Source organism: Pseudomonas sp. NPDC090592, from assembly GCF_044769185.1.
GTDB lineage: Bacteria > Pseudomonadota > Gammaproteobacteria > Pseudomonadales > Pseudomonadaceae > Aquipseudomonas.
The window spans coordinates 121,404-138,414 of the sequence record NZ_JBIVXJ010000011.1; the positions used below are offsets into that span (position 1 = coordinate 121,404).

Below are 17,011 nucleotides of genomic sequence, written 5' to 3' on the forward strand. Positions count from 1 at the left end.
CAGGTAAGGGGCCGCTTATACTAGCGGTCTTTAGCCCACGGTTTGAGACTCACGATGCGCCGTTTGCTGTTCTGTTTTCTGCTCACCCTCACCTGCCTCACGGCAGCCGCCGAACCGCTCAGGCCCAAGGTCGGCCTGGTACTGTCCGGTGGCGCCGCCCGTGGCCTGGCACACATCGGGGTGCTCAAGGCGCTGGAGGAACAGGGCGTGCGCATCGACGCCATTGCCGGCACCAGCATGGGCGCGGTGATCGGTGGGCTGTACGCCTCAGGCTACAGCGTCGAAGAACTGGAAAAGCTCGCCACTACCCTGGACTGGCAACAGGCGCTGTCTGACGCCCCGCCGCGCAAGGACGTGCCGTTCCGGCGCAAGCAGGATGATCGCGATTTCCTGGTCAAGCAGAAAATCAGCTTTCGCGACGACGGCAGCCTGGGCCTGCCGCTGGGGGTAATCCAGGGCCAGAACCTGGCGCTGCTGCTGGAAAGCAAGCTGGCGCACACCGCCGACACCCGTGACTTCGACAAGCTGCCCATCCCCTTCCGCGCAGTGGCTACCGACATCGCCAGTGGCGAAAAAGTGGTGTTCCGCCGCGGCCACCTGCCCCAGGTAATCCGCGCCAGCATGTCGATCCCCGCCGTATTCGCCCCGGTCGAGCTGGATGGCCGCCTGCTGGTGGATGGCGGCATGGTCGACAACATCCCGCTCGACGTGGCGCGGGAAATGGGTGTGGACCTGGCCATCGTGGTCGACATCGGCACCCCGCTGCGTGACCGCAAGCAACTGGCCACGGTGGTCGATGTGCTCAACCAGTCGATCACCCTGATGACTCGCCGCAACTCGGAAGAACAACTGGCCAGCCTGCACCGCGACGACATCCTCATCCAGCCGCCGCTTAGCGCATTTGGCGTGACCGATTTCGGCCGCGCCCGGGACATGATCGACGCCGGTTACCGCGCCACCCGCCTGCTCGACCCACGCCTGGCTACCCTGCGCCAGCCCGAGGGCGACAGCGACCTGGCCGCGGCCCGGTCACCACGCCAGCGCACGCCAGTGATTACCGCGATCCGGATCGAGAACGACTCCAAGGTCAGTGATGACGTGATCCGCTCGTACATTCGCCAGCCGCTGGACGCGCCGCTGGAACTCGACCGCTTGCAGACCGACATGGGCACCCTGTACGGCCTGGACTACTTCGACCGGGTGCAATACCGCGTGGTGCACAAGGGCAATGACAATACCCTGGTCATCAACGCCCGCGGCCGACGCGGCGGCACCGACTACCTGCGCCTGGGCCTGAACCTGTCGGACGACCTGCGCGGCGACAGCGCCTTCAACCTGGGCGCAAGCTACCGGGTCAACGGCATCAACAGCCTGGGCGCCGAATGGCTGACCCGTGGCCAGATTGGCGACCAGCAAGAACTGTACAGCGAGTTCTACCAACCGCTGGATGTCGGCTCACGCTACTTCATTGCGCCGTACCTGGACTTTGCCTCGCAGAACATCGAAGCCACGCTCGACAACGACCCCGTTGCCGAGTATCGCCTGGAGCGCTACGGCTTTGGCCTGAACGTGGGGCGGCAGATCGGCACCAACGGTGAGGTGCGCCTGGGCGTGGGCAAGGCCTGGGGCGAGGCCGAGGTCCGCATTGGCGACCAGGACCTGCCCAAGGTCAGCTTCAACGAAGGGTTTTATGAACTGAAGTACTCGTTCGACACTCTCGACAACGTGTATTTCCCGCACAGCGGCGAGGACATTGGCCTGACCTTGCGCAAGTACGACAAGTCGCTGGACTCCGACCAGGATTACCGGCAGTGGCTGTTCAACCTGGACAAGGCCATCAGCAGCGGGCCGAACACCTTCGTGCTAGGTGGGCGCTATGGGCGCACGCTGGATGACACCGAAGTGGTGACGTCGAGTTTCGTGATGGGCGGCGCGCGGGAGCTGTCGGGCTTTCGCCAGGACTCGGTATCGGGGCAGAACGTGAGCCTGATGCGGGTGGTCTACTACCGCCGGCTAACGCCACGGGCCTATGTGCCGCTGGACTTCCCGCTGTACATCGGTGGCTCGCTGGAGCGCGGGCGGGCATGGAACAACGACAACGATTTCGACAGCGGGTACATCAATGCGACGAGCATCTTCCTGGGGCTGGAGACGCCGCTGGGGCCGCTGAATTTCACCTATGGCACCAACAGTGCGCATGAGCAGGCGGTGTACCTGAACCTGGGGCATACCTTCTGAACAATGGGGCCGCTTTGCGGCCCTTCGCGGGCTTGCCCGCTCCCACAGGGGGCAGCGATTCTCCTGTGGGAGCGGGCAAGCCCGCGAAGGGCTGCAAAGCAGCCCCAATAGCCCTCAGGACTTTTCCAGGTTGGCCAGGATCTTGGCATGCACCCGCATGCACACCTGCAGGTCCGCTTCATCCACCCCGGTAAACAGCTCCACGCGCAGTTGATTGGCGATGGTTTCGATCTGGTCGATCAGCGGCTTGGCTGGCGGGCACAGCACGATCTTCTTCGCCCGCCGATCCTCCACTACCGCCTGCCGGCGCACCAACCCTTGCGCCTCCAGGCTGTCGAGCAGGCGCGCCAGGGTCGGGCCTTCCACGCCCACGCTCTGGGCCAGCTCGCGCTGGGTAGGCGCCTCTTCAAAACGGGCCAGGTGCAACAACACCAGCCAGCGCGCCTGGGACAGGTTGAGCCCGGCCAGGCGGCGGTCCAGCTCGGCACGCCAACCCCGGGACATCTGGGCCAGCTGCATGCCGAAGCGGTGTTGATTGTCGGTCAGGGGCATAAGCAACTCATTGAATAGATCTAATTATTAGGCAGCTAACCATGGCCCGCCCCATGAGGCAAGGCTCGCGCGCCCCTGATTGTTCGATAATCGTCAAAAAGGATGACAAAGATCAGCAGATGGCGGTTCTGCCTTCGATCCGATCGACCCTTACAACTCGAACTCGGCGGCCAGTGCCGCACGCACGCAATACAGCACCCCCTCCGGCACCCGCGCCCCGAACAGTGGCGCAATAGCCGATACCGGCGGCAACTCGCCCTCGCCATCAAGGAAGGCATCCTGCACTTCCATCAGCAGGTCTTCCGGCAGGTCCAGGGCCTGGTCCAGGCTCAGCTCCTGGCGGCCGAGCGCCTCGGCCAGCAGGCTATACACGTTTTTCTCGCTGCAGTTGAGCTGCCCGGCGATCTGCGCCGGGGTCATGCCGGCGCGTGCCAGGCTGACCAGTTCGTGGCGCAAGTCAAGCACCACTTTCGGCGCTTCTTCCGTGCCACCACTGTTGTTCAGCACTTCGAGGAACGCCTGGCCATAGCGCTCCAGCTTGCGCGCGCCCACACCGCTTACCTGGGCCATGTCGCTGAGGCTGACCGGCTGGCTGCGCAGCATTTCCAGCAGCGTCGAATCGGGGAAGATGACATAGGGCGGCACGCTGTGCTCCTCTGCCAACTTGCGCCGCAAGGTGCGCAACGCTTCCCACAGTTCGCGCTCTTCGGCACGTACCAACTGGCTGGCCGGGCTGCCGCCACTGGACGACGAGGCCTTGGCCGTGGTCTGCGGCTTGAGGTCACGACGCAGTTGCAACGCCACCTCGCCGCGCAGCAGCGGCCGGCAGCTATCGGACAGGCGCAAGCCGCCGTAGCCTTCCAGGTCGATATCGACCAGGCCTCGCGCCACCAGCTGGCGGAACAGTGAACGCCACTCGACCTCGGCCAAGCCCTTGCCGACGCCGAATACCGACAGCTTCTCGTGGCCGAAATTGCGCACTTTTTCAGTGTCCTTGCCCAGCAGCACATCAACCAGATGGCCGACGCCATAGCGCTGGCCCGTGCGGAACACCGCCGACAGCGCCTGGCGGGCCGGCTCGGTGGCGTCCCAGGTCTGGATGTTGTCGACACAGTTGTCGCAATGCCCGCATGGCTGCTCGAGGGTTTCGTCGAAATAGGCCAGCAGCGACTGGCGGCGGCAGCGGGTTTCTTCGCACAGCGCCAGCATGGCGTCGAGCTTGTGCTGCTCGATGCGTTTGTGGCGCTCGTCACCTTCGGAGTTCTGCAGCATCTGCTTGAGCATCACCATGTCCTGCAGGCCGTAGGCCATCCAGGCATCGGAGGGCAGGCCGTCACGGCCGGCACGGCCGGTTTCCTGGTAATAGGCCTCAAGCGACTTGGGCAGGTCGAGGTGGGCAACGAAGCGCACGTTGGGCTTGTCGATGCCCATGCCAAAGGCAATGGTGGCAACCATGATCAGCCCTTCCTCGTTGAGGAAGCGGTGCTGGTTGGCAGACCGCGTTTCCGCGGCCAGGCCGGCGTGATACGGCAGTGCCGGGAAGCCCTGGTCACACAGGAAGGCGGCCGTTTCGTCGACCTTCTTGCGCGACAGGCAGTACACGATACCGGCGTTGCCGCGGCGCTCGCCAAGGAAGGCCATCAGCTGCTTGCGCGGCGCTTCCTTGGGCACGATGCGGTAGAAGATGTTGGGCCGGTCGAAGCTCGACAGGAAGCGCTCGGCGCCTTGCAGGTGCAGGCGCTGGACGATTTCTTCGCGAGTACGCATGTCGGCAGTGGCGGTCAGCGCAATGCGCGGCACATGCGGGAACAGCTCGGCCAGTTGGCCCAGTTGCAGGTATTCAGGGCGGAAGTCGTGGCCCCATTGCGAAACGCAGTGGGCTTCATCGATGGCGAACAGCGAGATGTCCAGATCCCGCAGGAAGTCGAGCATGCGCGGCTGCACCAAGCGCTCAGGGGCCAGGTACAGCATCTTGACTTCACCCCGGCGCAGGCGCCCGGCCAGCTCCCGCTGCTGCTCCGCCGTCAGCGTGGAGTTGAGCGCGGCGGCCGGCACACCCAGCTCGTCCAGCGTGGCCACCTGGTCATCCATCAGCGCGATCAGCGGCGAGACCACCACTGTAAGGCCCGGGCGCAACAGCCCCGGCACCTGGAAGCACAACGACTTGCCGCCACCGGTGGGCATCAGCACCAGGGCATCGCCGCCATTGGCCACGCATTCGATGATTGCCGCCTGGCGCCCACGGAAACTGTCGTAGCCGAAGATATCCTTGAGAACGCGCTGAGCCTGTTCGAGCATGTGCAACTCCACAAATCGCCGTACCATCCCGGGAACAGGCTGGACGAAAAACCCGCCCCGCACACGCCAAAAGCGTAAGCGGTTTTTGCCAGGCAGCCGGCAACACCCGCCCCTGGATGAAAAGCCGCGGAGTATACCGCAGCACCGCGCTGCGCAGTGGACCATGGCGATAGACGTTCCCTTACCCTGCTGCCGCTGCAAGGTGCTAGAATTCGTTATCGTTTATTCCCCAAGGTAGCCCTGTAATGTCCTTCGCCGAGCAACTGACCCGCCTGCAAGCCTTCCTCGACGCCGACGAGCTGCACGAAGAAGCGCTGGACTACGTCGCCGCCCACGGCTACCTCACCGCCCTGTCGATCAACGCCGAAGAAGTGCCCGAGCGCGAATGGATCGATGCCCTGTTCGCCGAGGAGCCACACTACGCCAGCGAGGCCCAGCGCACCGAGATCGAAGCCACCCTGGTAGCGTTGAAAGCGCACATTGCCCGCCAGCTGGCCAGCGACGAGGAATTCGACCTGCCATGCGACCTCGACCTGACCGACGAGCCGGATGATTCCGACCTGCGCGGCTGGTGCATCGGCTTCATGGAAGGCGTATTCCTGCGTGAAGAGGCCTGGTTCGAGAACGCCGAAGAAGAAGTCAGCGAGATGCTGCTGCCAATCATGGTCGGCTCGGGCCTGTTCGACGAACAGCCAGAGTTCGCCGACATTGCCAGCAACGCCAACCTGCAGGACGACATGATCGTACAGATCCCTGAGGCGTTGAGCGCTTTGTTCCTGCTGCTGCACGCGCCTGACGAAAAGCCGGCACTGCTCAAGCCACGCCACCACTAAGTCGCCTGTGCGCTACCTGCTGCTGGCCATAGGCTGGCTCAGCGTCGCGCTGGGGGTGTTGGGGATTTTCCTCCCGGTATTGCCCACCACCCCTTTCCTGCTACTGGCGGCAGCCTGCTTTGCCCGCAGCTCGCCGCGCTTTCACCACTGGCTGGTTCATCACCCCAAGCTCGGGCCATGGATCCGCGACTACCTCAGTGGTGAGGGCATCCCCCTCAAGGGCAAGGTCTACGCCATCGGCCTGATGTGGGCCAGCATTGGTTTGTCGTGCTATCTGGTACCCCTGTTCTGGGCGCGCGCGTTCATGTTGACCAGCGCCGTGCTGGTAAGCCTGTATATCGTCAGGCAGAAAACCCTGCGCAGACCAAAGTGACATTTTTTTGTCGCCAAATATCACTTTCGCCTAACTGAAATTTCCTTTATCTGAAATTGTTCTGGAACCGCACCAAAGCCCCGTATCAGCTGGCTTTGGCGGCTTCTAACGCGATCATCCCTTGCACTTCTTGTCAACACAGTTAGACAATATCGGTCTTATATGGCAATTTGATATGAATAAATCTTCTTATCTATCGCGATGAATGTACTTAGCTGTGTTGTTAAAAACCTGCAACACTATACCCGATAATTTTATCGTCATTTTTTTGGCGAGCAGCAGGATCAATTCCAGGATCAGGGAGATGTACCATGCGCGTTTTGAACCCCATCACCAGTGCATTACTGTTGGCCCTGGCGAGTGCCAACGTACAGGCGATGTCGATCACCGAGGCCGTCCAGAGCGCCGTGGACTACCACCCGCAAGTAAGCTCCAACCGCAACAGCAAGCTGTCGGCCGATGAGGACGTCAAGTTTGCGCGTGGTGGCTACTACCCTTCCGTGGACTTGGTCGCAGGCTATGGTCGCCAGCGTTCGGACAACGCCACCACCCGTGCCCAAGGTAACCATAACAAGGAAACCCTCAACTACACCCAATCCGAGCTGCGCCTGCGGCAGATGATCTTCGACGGCTTCAACACGTCGAACGAAGTGGGCCGTACCGAGGCTGTCTCCACCTCCCGTGCCTACTACACCCAGGCGGTTGCCCAGGATGTCGCCCTGCGTGCAGTAGAGGTTTACCTGGAAGTGCTCAAGCGCCGCGAACTGGTGACCCTGGCCAAGAACAACCTGCAAGCCCACCTGCGCGTCAACGACCAGATCGGCCTGCGTAACGAGCGCGGCGTCGGCAGCACCGCCGACCTTGACCAGTCCCGCGCACGTCGCGCCCTGGCAGAAAACAACCTGGATACCGCCGAAGTCGACCTGGCCGATGCCGAAGCCAACTTCTTCAGTGTGATCGGCCGTGCCCCGGACGAGCTGGAAAGCCCGCAGACCATCAAGGGTGAGGTACCTGAAACCCTCGACGGCGCGCGCGACAGCATGCGTCAGAACAACCCCTACATCAAATCTGCCCAGGCTGACGTCAACGCCGCCGAGCAGCAGTACGAAGTGGGCAAGTCGACGTTCTATCCGCGCTTCGACGCCATTCTGGCAACCGGTGCCAACAACAACACCGGCGGCGAAAAAGGCCACAACAACAACGACTGGCAAGCTGGCGTGGAGATGAACTACAACCTGTTCCGCGGCGGCAGCGACAAGGCCCGCCTGCAGTCTGACGCGCACAAGATCAACCAGGCCCTGGATATCCGCAACAACGCCCTGCGCGAGTTGACCGAGAACCTGAGCCTGGCGTGGAACGCCATGAACAACGCCAGCAAGCAGTTGCCGACTGCGCGTGAGTACGCCGAGACCACCAAACGCGTGCGAGCCGCCTACCAGGACCAGTTCGGCCTGGGTCAGCGCACCCTGCTGGACGTGCTCGACAGTGAAAACGAGCTGTACAACGCCGACCGCCGCTACACCGAAGTGCGTTATACCGAGGAGTTCTCGCGCTACCGCGTGTTGGCAACCATGGGTGAGTTGCTGACCAAGCAGCATATTTCGCTGCCGCCAGAGGCGCTGGCCACTACCGAGGTGCGTACCGAGGCGCGTTTGCCTGAGATGCGTTGATCGGGCTTGAGATTGCCGGGGCTGCTCTGCAGCCCTATCGCCGGCAAGCCAGCTCCCACAGGATCACCACAGGCCTGAGCCTTGTGAAGTACCTGTGGGAGCCGGCTTGCCGGCGATAGGGCCATCACTGCATCACCCTTCACCGTGGTTACGCTGGAACGTCTCCTCGCCCATGGCCCTGATCTGCCCCTCGATCAACGCCTCGAACGGTGCCAGCAGCGCATCGAAGCCAACCGGCTGCTCCAGCGCATTCAGCGCCCCCACCACGGCCTCGATGGTCGACAACGCCCCAGCCTCCGGTGCCTTGCGCAAGCGATAGCGCGAAGCTGACACCTGCCCCAATGTCACTCGTGGCAAGCCCTCCAGCAACGGATTCAGGTACAGCAGCTTGCGTGCCTTGCGCCAAGTGCCGTCGGGCACGATCAACATCAACGGTTTGGCGCTCGCCTCGCCATACGCAGTCAACACCTGGGCGTCATCACCGGGGAACAACAGCACCGGTCGGTAGCCGGGTGTAGCGAGTAACTGCTCCAGATCATCGAACACCTCGCCTACCCGCAACTCGGCATTGTTTAGGCCAAGGGCAGCCAGCCGCGCAGTGTTCAGCGCGTGGGCGGTTTCACTGGGGTGCTGCAGCAGGATCACGCGGGTGCGGCTGTCGAGTGCAGGGATCAGTGGGCAGAGGCAATGGTCGGACGGGCGCTGACAGCGCTCGCAGCGGGGTCTGGGCATGGGGGTCTCCTTGGCGGGGACATTCTGCCACAGAACCAGGGCCCGCTTTGCGGCCCATTCGCAGGCAAGCCAGCTCCCACAGGTACTGCACAAGGCTCAGGCCTGTGGTGATCCTGTGGGAGCTGGCTTGCCTGCGAATGGGCCGCAAGGCGGCCCCAGCGATCTCAGCGGTTGAAGCGCTCCGCCAGGCTATGCAGGTACTCCGCCATGCGCTCCAGGTCCTGGCTGATCTGCGCCCCTTGCCTGGCCTGCCCGGCGCTCTGGTCGCAGAGGTGGGCAATCCGCACGATCTGCTGGTTGATGTCTTCCGCCACATGGCTCTGCTGTTCCGACGCCGTGGCCATCTGCTGGCTCATGCCGGTAATTCGGCTGACTGCCTGGGCGATCCCGCTCAACGCCGCCTGCACCGCCTCGACGCTGTGCACGCTGTCGCGCGATATCTGCTCGCCCCGGCTGGCGGTGCTCACCGCTCGCTCGGCACCTGCACGCAGCGAGGCAATGATGTGGTGAATCTCATCGGTCGAAGCACGGGTGCGCTGGGCCAGCGAACGTACTTCATCCGCCACCACGGCAAACCCGCGCCCCTGCTCGCCGGCACGCGCCGCCTCAATGGCTGCATTCAGTGCCAACAGGTTGGTCTGCTCGGCAATCGAGGTGATCACATCGACCACGCTGCCAATCGACTGGGTCTGCTCGGCCAAGGCATTGACCGCCTGGCCGATGTCATTGACCGCATCACTCATGCTGCCCATGGCCTTGAGGCTTTGCAGCGCCAGCTCGCTACCCTGTTGCGCCAGCTGGTCGGCATCACCCGCCGCATGCGCCGTACTCTGCACGTTGTGGGTGACTTGCTGGATGGTCGCCGCCATCTGGGCGATGGCCGTGGCGGACTGGTCGGTCTCGCTGCGCTGGCGGTCGAGCATTTGCGCTTGTGCATCGGACAAATCGGATGACTGCGCCGCCCGCGACTTCACCCCAACGCCTGCATCCACCAACCGGGTCAACGCCGTTTGCAGCCGTGCTTCCTCGCTGAAGATGGCCAGGTCGAGCTGGCCCTGCAGCCCGGGGTTGTCGCTGTAGGTCAGCGCCACCAGTGGGCTGGTGAAGGCCTTGGGGTGCTCGGCCAGCGTACGGCGGATGGCCTGGTTCTGCCGGTGCTCGACCAGGTACCAGGCCAGCAGCAGGCTGGCCATCAGCACCCCAAGCGCTGCATAGGGTGGCAGCCACAGGTAGCCAGCCGCCGATAGCAGGCCCGCGCCGATCAGCGGCCAGCCGTGCCCCAGGCCATGCCCAAGCCGCGCCGCCCAGGGCACCGCTGCTCGGCCGGCCCGCAGCCGTGCATACAATGCCTCGGCACGGCGGATCTGCTCACGCGTGGGCACCGAACGTACCGACTCATAGCCACTGATGCGGCCCTGCTCGTAAATCGCCGTGACATAGGCGCTGACCCAATAGTAGTCGCCGTTCTTCGCCCTGTTCTTGACCACCCCCATCCACGGTTTGCCCTGCTTGATGATCTCCCACATATGCCCGAACACCGCCGGCGGCATATCCGGGTGGCGCACCAGGTTGTGGGGTTGGCCGACCAGCTCGTCGTAGGTAAAGCCGCTGATCGCCACGAAGGCGTCGTTGCAGTAGGTGATACGGCTGTTCAGGTCCGTGGTGGAAATCAGGCGTTGATCGCTGGAAAAGGTTCTTTCGTGCTCAGTGACGGGCAAATTCATGCGCATCTTGGGCGATCCTTGCAGGATGAATAGGGGAAAAATCATCAGCGCAAGTTGATATGTAGCAGAGCGCTATCAGGTTAGCGGCCAGCCCATGCAGGAAATTAGAGCCTCCCGACGAAATACCTGAACAGCGTGTTTATCAACCCACGTTGAGCTGGCTTTTCAGCAGGTCGCGGAAGGTCTGGATCAGCGGCTCGCGGGTGCGCCCACGGCGAATGATCAGCGAGAACGGTGCCTGGTAACCAAAGGTCGACGGCGACAGCACCCGCAAGTCGCCCTTGTCGACCCAGGCCTGCGCGTAGTGCTCGGGCAGATAGCCGATATAGGCACCGGAAAGAATCAGGATCAATTGCGCTTCCATGCTCTCCACTGTCGCCGCACTGTGCTTGAAACCATGCCGGGCCAGCTCGGCCTGGCTCCAGTAGCCACGCCCGACCATGCGTTGCTGGGTCACCACCTGCTCGGGGATGCGCCGCTCGGTGTACAGCGGGTGGCGGCTGCTGCAGTACAGCCAGTGCTGTTCACGGTACAACGGCTGGTAGAGCAGGCCGCTCATGCGCGAGGAGAACGCACCAATGGCCAGGTCCAGGCGGTTGTCCTGTACGCCCAGTTGCAGCTCGTAGGGGCTTGAGACCGACAGGTGCAGGTGCACCGCCGGATGCTCCTGGCTGTAGGCACCGACGGCTTCGGCCAGCGGCAAGGCCCGGTCACCGACCGTGGAGTCGATCACCCCAAGGTTGAGGGTGCCACGCAGTTCGCCCTTGAGGGCAGCGGCATACTGCTCGAAGCCATCCAGTTCAGCCAGCAGGCGCAGGGTTTCCTGGTGGAACAGCTCGCCCTTGCTGGTCAGGCTGAAACCGCCACGCCCACGGTGGCACAGCACAATGCCCAGCGCGCTTTCCAATTGGCTCATGTAGGTGCTGATGGCCGAAGTCGACAGGTTCAGGTCGCGCTGCGCGTTGGCGAAGCCCTGGTGGCGCACCACGCTGACAAAGATGCGCAGCAGTTTCAGGTCGGGCAAGGTCGAGGCCATGGTGCAACGGTTCCGCAACAGTATTAGCGCGCAGTCTAACCGCTGCGGCCCGCTTTAGTTCAGAAATTCCTGAACTAAGTTTTTGTCGGTAGCGATTCTTCCCCGCCACTACCTTGAGCAGACTTGGCCGAAATGTCCCTGCCCGCCGGCAACTCCCCCGTGGAAGGCGCGCGGCGGCACAGGTTCGAACAAACAGAACAATCGACCGACTGATGAGGCCCACCGTGGACAAGACTCTCCACCAACCACTGGGCGGCAACGAAATGCCGCGTTTCGGCGGCATCGCCACCATGCTCCGTCTCCCCCACCTGCAAAGCGCCGAAGGCCTGGATGCCGCCTTTATCGGCGTGCCACTGGACATCGGCACCTCGCTGCGCTCCGGCACCCGCTTCGGCCCGCGGCAGATCCGCGCCGAATCGGTGATGATCCGCCCTTACAACATGGCCACCGGGGCTGCACCGTTCGACTCGCTGTCGGTGGCAGACATCGGTGACGTGGCAATCAACACCTTCAACCTGCTGGACGCCGTGCGCATCATCGAAGAAGCCTACGATGAAATCGTCGAGCACAATGTCATCCCGATGACCCTGGGCGGCGACCACACCATCACCCTGCCGATCCTGCGTGCCCTGCACAAGAAGCACGGCAAGATCGGCCTGGTGCACATCGATGCCCACGCCGACGTCAACGACCACATGTTCGGCGAGAAGATCGCCCACGGCACCACCTTCCGCCGCGCCGTGGAAGAAGGCCTGCTCGATTGCGACCGTGTGGTACAGATCGGCTTGCGCGCCCAAGGCTACACCGCCGACGACTTCAACTGGAGCCGCCGCCAGGGCTTTCGCGTAGTCCAGGCCGAAGAATGCTGGCACAAGTCGCTGGAGCCGTTGATGGCCGAAGTGCGGGAAAAGGTCGGCGGCGGCCCGGTGTACCTGTCGTTCGACATCGACGGCATCGACCCGGCCTGGGCGCCTGGCACCGGCACCCCGGAAATCGGCGGCTTGACCACCATCCAGGCGATGGAGATCATTCGCGGCTGCCACGGCCTGGACCTGATCGGCTGTGACCTTGTCGAAGTCTCCCCGCCTTACGACACCACCGGCAACACCTCGCTGCTCGGTGCAAACCTGCTGTTCGAGATGCTCTGCGTGCTACCGGGCGTGGTACGCCGCTAAACGGCATTCGGTTGTAGGAGCGGCCTTGTGTCGCGATCGGGCTGCGAAGCAGCCCCCGGATTTACGCTTTGACGCCTGAATCGCCGGGGCCGCTTTGCGACCCGATCGCGACGCAAGGCCGCTCCTACAAGAAGCGATCGCAGTATCTGTAATACCCCGGCAGGAGCCATGAGGGAGGGCCACAGAGGCCCGCCAACAACACGACAAGACCACCGGGCGCCGAAAACGCGCCTGCGTGGTCGATCTCGCCATAATAAAGATAATCGGGAGACCCCCAATGGCCTTGGACATCATTGTTGTAATGATCTATACCGCCGGCATGCTAGGGCTTGGCTGGTATGGCATGCGGCGCGCGAAAACCCATGAAGACTACCTGGTAGCCGGGCGCAACCTCGGCCCGGTCCTGTACATGGGCACCATGGCCACCACCGTGCTGGGTGGCGCCTCTACCGTTGGCACCGTGCGCCTGGGCTACGTCCACGGCATCTCCGGCTTCTGGCTGTGCGCAGCCCTGGGCCTGGGCATCATTGCCATCAACCTGTTCCTGGCCAAGCCGTTGCTGCGCCTGCGCATCTTCACCGTGACCCAGGTTCTCGAACAGCGCTACAACCCTACCGCGCGCCAGGCCAGTGCCGTGATCATGCTGGCTTATGCACTGATGATCGGCGTTACCTCGACCCTGGCCATGGCCACCGTGCTGCAGGTGCTGCTCGACTTGCCATTCTGGGCCTCGCTGCTGCTCGGCGGCGGTGTGGTAGTGCTGTACTCGACCATTGGCGGCATGTGGTCGCTGACCCTGACCGACATCGTCCAGTTCGTGATCAAGACCGTCGGCCTGATGTTCATCCTGCTGCCAGTGTGCCTGTACAAGGCCGGTGGCTGGGACACCCTGGTGGCCAAGTTGCCGGCGGCCAGCTTCCAGCTGACCACCATTGGCTGGGACACCATCATCACCTACTTCCTGATCTACTTCTTCGGCATCCTGATCGGCCAGGACATCTGGCAGCGTGTGTTCACTGCACGTGACGAGAAGGTCTGCCAGCGTGCCGGTACCGTTGCCGGTGTGTACTGCGTGGTGTACGGCCTGGCTTGCGCCGCCATCGGCATGGCCGCCCATGTGCTGATGCCCGACCTGGCCAACCCGAACAACGCCTTTGCCGAGATGATCAAGAGCACCCTGCCCGATGGCATCCGTGGCCTGCTGATGGCAGCCGCCCTGGCGGCGATGATGTCCACCGCCAGTGCCGGACTGCTGGCTGCCTCGACCACCGTGACCGAAGACCTGCTGCCCAAGCTGCGCGGCGGCAAACAGTCGAGCCTGGGTCTGAGCCGGCTGTTCACCCTGCTCACCGGCCTGGTGGTACTCGGTATCGCGCTGATGGTGAACGACGTGATCAACGCCCTGACCCTGGCCTACAACCTGCTGGTCGGCGGCATGCTGATCCCGCTGATCGGGGCGATCTTCTGGAAGCGTGCGACCACCGCCGGCGCGATTGCCAGCATGTCGCTGGGCTTTGCCACCGCGCTGCTGTTCATGTTCAAGGATGGGCTGGAGGCCAATACGCCGATCTACTACAGCCTGGCTGTTGGCCTGGTGAGCTTTGTGGTGGTCAGCCTTATGTCGCGTAAACCCGTCGGTGCCGTGAACCTGGCCTGACTGTTAGCCTGCACTGGCCCTATCGCTGGCAAGCCAGCTCCCACATAGAATGCGCAAGGCCTGAGGCTTGTGCTGTACCTGTGGGAGCTGGCTTGCCAGCGATAGGGCCAGTGCAGGCAAAAACAATTCCACAGACACAAAAAGGCCGCTGCACCCACCCAGGTGCTGCGGCCTTTGTCTTGCTCTCAGTAGGATCAGCGACGACGCGGTTGGCGCTTGCGCTGCTCTTCATCAGTCGGGATCGGCACCGGCTGCAAGGGTGGTGGAATCAGCCCCAAGGCGACCGCCAGGTCGTGGAGCCAGTTGGACAGTGGTTTATTCATAATGCCCCCTTGACGGGTCAGCCTCACGGCAAATCAATCCTGCGATGTTTCATACAGATCATAGCCCGATGTCCTGTATTACGCATGCCTCTACTCTTACAGATATGGGCCATTTTGACCCGGATCAAGCCGTGGCGGCGCATTCCGACGACTGGTCAATCGTTTCGCTTTGTTGCAAATCGATCCACGCCTGCAAATTTGCCCCGCGCATGCCCTGGCGCCACATCAGCCAGGTGACCGCCTGATCGAACGGCGCCTGAAGCTGATGCACCCTTACCCGGTCACGCCCGGGCAGGCTGTCGAGCATCGACCTGGCCATCATCGCCACCCCTGCCCCCGCGATCACGCAGGCCAGCATGCTCTGGTATGACTCGATCTCCATTACCCGCCCCATCGGGGTATGGGCATGGGCATACCAGGCCTCCAGGCGCATACGGTACGAGCAACCCTGGCGGAAGGTGAACACGGCCTTGCCCACCACGTCCTTGGCGCTGTGCACCGCAGGGTGCTCGGGGCTGGTGATCAGCACCAGCTGCTCATCACACAACGGCACGCCATCCAGCCCGGCCAGGTTCAGCGGGCCGTCCACCAGCGCGGCATCCAGGCTGTGGTTGAGCAGGCCTTCGAGCAACTCGCCGCTGGGCGCGGCGCGCACCTGCAGGTTCACCGCCGGGTAAGCCTGGTGATAACGCGCCAGCAGCGCCGGCAGGTGGGTAGCAGCGGTGCTGTACATGGTACCCAGCACAAAATCACCGGCAGGCTGGCCGCCACGCACGGCGGCCAGCGCCTCATCGCGCAGGACCGCCATGCGGTTGGCATAGTCCAGCAGCACCTTGCCTGCCGGCGACAGCTGCAGACGCTGGCGTTCACGCAGGAACAGCTCGACGCCCAACTGCTCTTCGAGCTGGCGCAGGCGTGTCGACAAGTTCGACGGCACCCGGTGCAGGCGCTCTGCGGCGCGGGTGATGGACCCCTCCTCGGCTACCGCCTGGAAGATACGCAGCTGGCTGAACTCCACGACATTCTCCAAAACAGAATAACTTGATCATCATTATTCAATTTTATTGAAAATGAAACCGCCCTAACCTGCCAGTCATCGCTTACATCCGCGCAGGAGACTCAACATGTCGCCACTCATTCAACTGCTGGCCAGCGCCGTGGCGCTGATGATGGCCATGGGCATCGGCCGCTTCGCCCTCACCCCGCAATTGCCGCAACTGATCGCCGAAGGCCAGCTGGACCTTACGGTCGCCGGATTGGTCGCGGCTGCCAACTACCTGGGCTATTTCATGGGTGCGGTGGATGCCATGTTTGCCCGATCGCCCGGCCAGGTGCGCCTGCGCCTGCATGGCGGGCTGTGGCTGTGCGTGCTGCTGACCTTGGCTTCATGGGGCGCCGACGGGTTCTGGAGCCAAGTGCTGCTGCGCTTTGGTACCGGCGTGGCCAGTGCCTGGGTACTGGTGATGATCACCAGCCTCAGCCAGCAGGTGGCTAATGCACACAACCGCCAGCGCCTGGGTGCGCTGGTGTTCGCCGGGCCGGGCCTGGGCATCGCCGTGACCGGGCTGCTGGCACTGGTGGCGCATCTACTGGGGCTGGGCTCGGCGGCGCTGTGGCTGATCTATGCCGTTGCCGCGCTGGTGATGCTGCTGGCCGTGCGGCCGTGGCTGCCAAGGGCACTCCAGCCTGCGCCAACGCCAGCGCACCAAGGCCCGACCCGCAGCGTAGGCATTGGCCGCCTGGGGCTGGTATATGCGTTGTATGGCGTGGGTTACATCCTGCCGGCCACCTTTCTGTCGCAGATGGCCAACCAGCAGTTCCGTGGCCAGTGGCTGGCCGACCTGTTCTGGCCGGCGTTTGGCCTGGCGGCGGCCTTGGGTGTGCTGCTGGTGAGCCTGCGCCGCGGCGGCCGCACCTCAGTCTGGCTGACCGCCACGTTGTGGCTTCAGGGCTTGGGCGTGCTGGCCTGCCTGATGGGCGGGGGTGTCGGGCTGACATTGGGCGTGCTGCTGTGTGGCGGGCCGTTCCTGGCCTGCATGCAACTGGTGATGCAGCGCTCGCGGGAGCTGGCACCCCATGCCACGCAACGCAATGCCGGGCTGCTGACTGCGTGCTTTGCCCTGGGGCAATTGAGCGGGCCATTGCTGGCGGCGGTCAGCAGCCATTACAGCGGTGGGCTGCAGCCGGCGCTGATGCTGGCGGCGGGTGGGTTGGTGGTGGCTGGGGGGTTGGTGCTGATTGGCAGTGGGGTACAGCAGGTTGGTGCCTGTCAGGCCAGGGTTACATCCTGAATCTCTGTTGTCTGTACTGGCCTCTTCGCGGGGGGGGGGGGGGGGCCCCCCCGGGGGGGGGCGGGGGCGGGGGGGGGGGGGGCGCCGCCCCCGGCGGGCCGCGACCGGG

At 63.5% G+C, this 17,011-nt stretch carries 14 protein-coding genes; 7 read left to right on the top strand and 7 right to left on the bottom strand.

The window, feature by feature from the left end; all coding sequences use genetic code 11:
- Positions 1–54 precede the first annotated feature (54 nt).
- The gene (locus tag ACIQUI_RS12400) at positions 55–2,238 is read left to right on the top strand and encodes a patatin-like phospholipase family protein (RefSeq protein ID WP_403198668.1); all 2,184 of its coding nucleotides are present in this window, start codon (positions 55–57) and stop codon (positions 2,236–2,238) included.
- 114 nt (positions 2,239–2,352) lie between these two features.
- Here ACIQUI_RS12400 and ACIQUI_RS12405 read toward each other — a convergent pair whose 3' ends face one another.
- Both ACIQUI_RS12405 and recQ read right to left on the bottom strand, forming a co-directional pair.
- Positions 2,353–2,790: a MarR family transcriptional regulator gene (locus ACIQUI_RS12405; protein WP_403198670.1), complete on the bottom strand. Its 438-nt coding sequence runs from the start codon at positions 2,788–2,790 to the stop codon at positions 2,353–2,355.
- A 150-nt stretch (positions 2,791–2,940) separates the two neighbouring features.
- Positions 2,941–5,088: a DNA helicase RecQ gene (gene recQ, locus ACIQUI_RS12410; RefSeq protein WP_403198672.1), complete on the bottom strand. Its 2,148-nt coding sequence runs from the start codon at positions 5,086–5,088 to the stop codon at positions 2,941–2,943.
- A gap of 245 nt (positions 5,089–5,333) precedes the next feature.
- Here recQ and ACIQUI_RS12415 point away from each other — a divergent pair, with 245 nt between their 5' ends.
- The 3 genes from ACIQUI_RS12415 to ACIQUI_RS12425 all read left to right on the top strand — a co-directional run bounded on the left by ACIQUI_RS12415 (position 5,334) and on the right by ACIQUI_RS12425 (position 7,964).
- Complete coding sequence (locus ACIQUI_RS12415) at positions 5,334–5,921, top strand: UPF0149 family protein (protein ID WP_391125344.1); 588 nt, start codon at positions 5,334–5,336, stop codon at positions 5,919–5,921.
- 7 nt (positions 5,922–5,928) lie between these two features.
- Positions 5,929–6,294 carry a YbaN family protein gene (locus tag ACIQUI_RS12420; RefSeq protein WP_403198675.1) on the top strand — a complete coding sequence of 122 codons (366 nt, stop codon included), beginning with the start codon at positions 5,929–5,931 and terminating at the stop codon, positions 6,292–6,294.
- A 311-nt stretch (positions 6,295–6,605) separates the two neighbouring features.
- Positions 6,606–7,964: a TolC family outer membrane protein gene (locus ACIQUI_RS12425; RefSeq protein WP_403198678.1), complete on the top strand. Its 1,359-nt coding sequence runs from the start codon at positions 6,606–6,608 to the stop codon at positions 7,962–7,964.
- 132 nt (positions 7,965–8,096) lie between these two features.
- Here the strand turns inward: ACIQUI_RS12425 and ACIQUI_RS12430 are convergent, their stop codons facing one another.
- From ACIQUI_RS12430 to ACIQUI_RS12440, 3 genes are all read right to left on the bottom strand, one after another.
- Positions 8,097–8,696, bottom strand: coding sequence for a tRNA-uridine aminocarboxypropyltransferase (locus ACIQUI_RS12430; RefSeq protein WP_403198681.1), 600 nt, complete (start codon positions 8,694–8,696; stop codon positions 8,097–8,099).
- 164 nt (positions 8,697–8,860) lie between these two features.
- The gene (locus ACIQUI_RS12435) at positions 8,861–10,426 is read right to left on the bottom strand and encodes a methyl-accepting chemotaxis protein (protein ID WP_403198683.1); all 1,566 of its coding nucleotides are present in this window, start codon (positions 10,424–10,426) and stop codon (positions 8,861–8,863) included.
- Between the two features lie 136 nt (positions 10,427–10,562).
- Positions 10,563–11,456, bottom strand: coding sequence for a LysR family transcriptional regulator (locus ACIQUI_RS12440; RefSeq protein WP_403198686.1), 894 nt, complete (start codon positions 11,454–11,456; stop codon positions 10,563–10,565).
- Between the two features lie 224 nt (positions 11,457–11,680).
- Between ACIQUI_RS12440 and speB the strand changes: the two genes are divergently transcribed.
- The gene (speB, locus tag ACIQUI_RS12445) at positions 11,681–12,631 is read left to right on the top strand and encodes an agmatinase (protein ID WP_003254586.1); all 951 of its coding nucleotides are present in this window, start codon (positions 11,681–11,683) and stop codon (positions 12,629–12,631) included.
- A gap of 277 nt (positions 12,632–12,908) precedes the next feature.
- Positions 12,909–14,288 carry a sodium:solute symporter gene (locus ACIQUI_RS12450; RefSeq protein WP_403198689.1) on the top strand — a complete coding sequence of 460 codons (1,380 nt, stop codon included), beginning with the start codon at positions 12,909–12,911 and terminating at the stop codon, positions 14,286–14,288.
- Between the two features lie 194 nt (positions 14,289–14,482).
- On the opposite strand, the gene ACIQUI_RS12455 is transcribed toward ACIQUI_RS12450, so the two are convergent.
- Entirely contained in the window at positions 14,483–14,611 is a 129-nt protein-coding gene (locus tag ACIQUI_RS12455; RefSeq protein ID WP_009683677.1) for a PA1414 family protein, read from the bottom strand.
- Between the two features lie 124 nt (positions 14,612–14,735).
- Positions 14,736–15,629, bottom strand: a complete 894-nt coding sequence (locus ACIQUI_RS12460) for a LysR substrate-binding domain-containing protein (RefSeq protein ID WP_403198692.1) — start codon at positions 15,627–15,629, stop codon at positions 14,736–14,738.
- A gap of 106 nt (positions 15,630–15,735) precedes the next feature.
- Here ACIQUI_RS12460 and ACIQUI_RS12465 point away from each other — a divergent pair, with 106 nt between their 5' ends.
- Positions 15,736–16,902, top strand: a complete 1,167-nt coding sequence (locus ACIQUI_RS12465) for an MFS transporter (protein WP_403198694.1) — start codon at positions 15,736–15,738, stop codon at positions 16,900–16,902.
- The last annotated feature ends 109 nt before the right edge of the window (positions 16,903–17,011 follow it).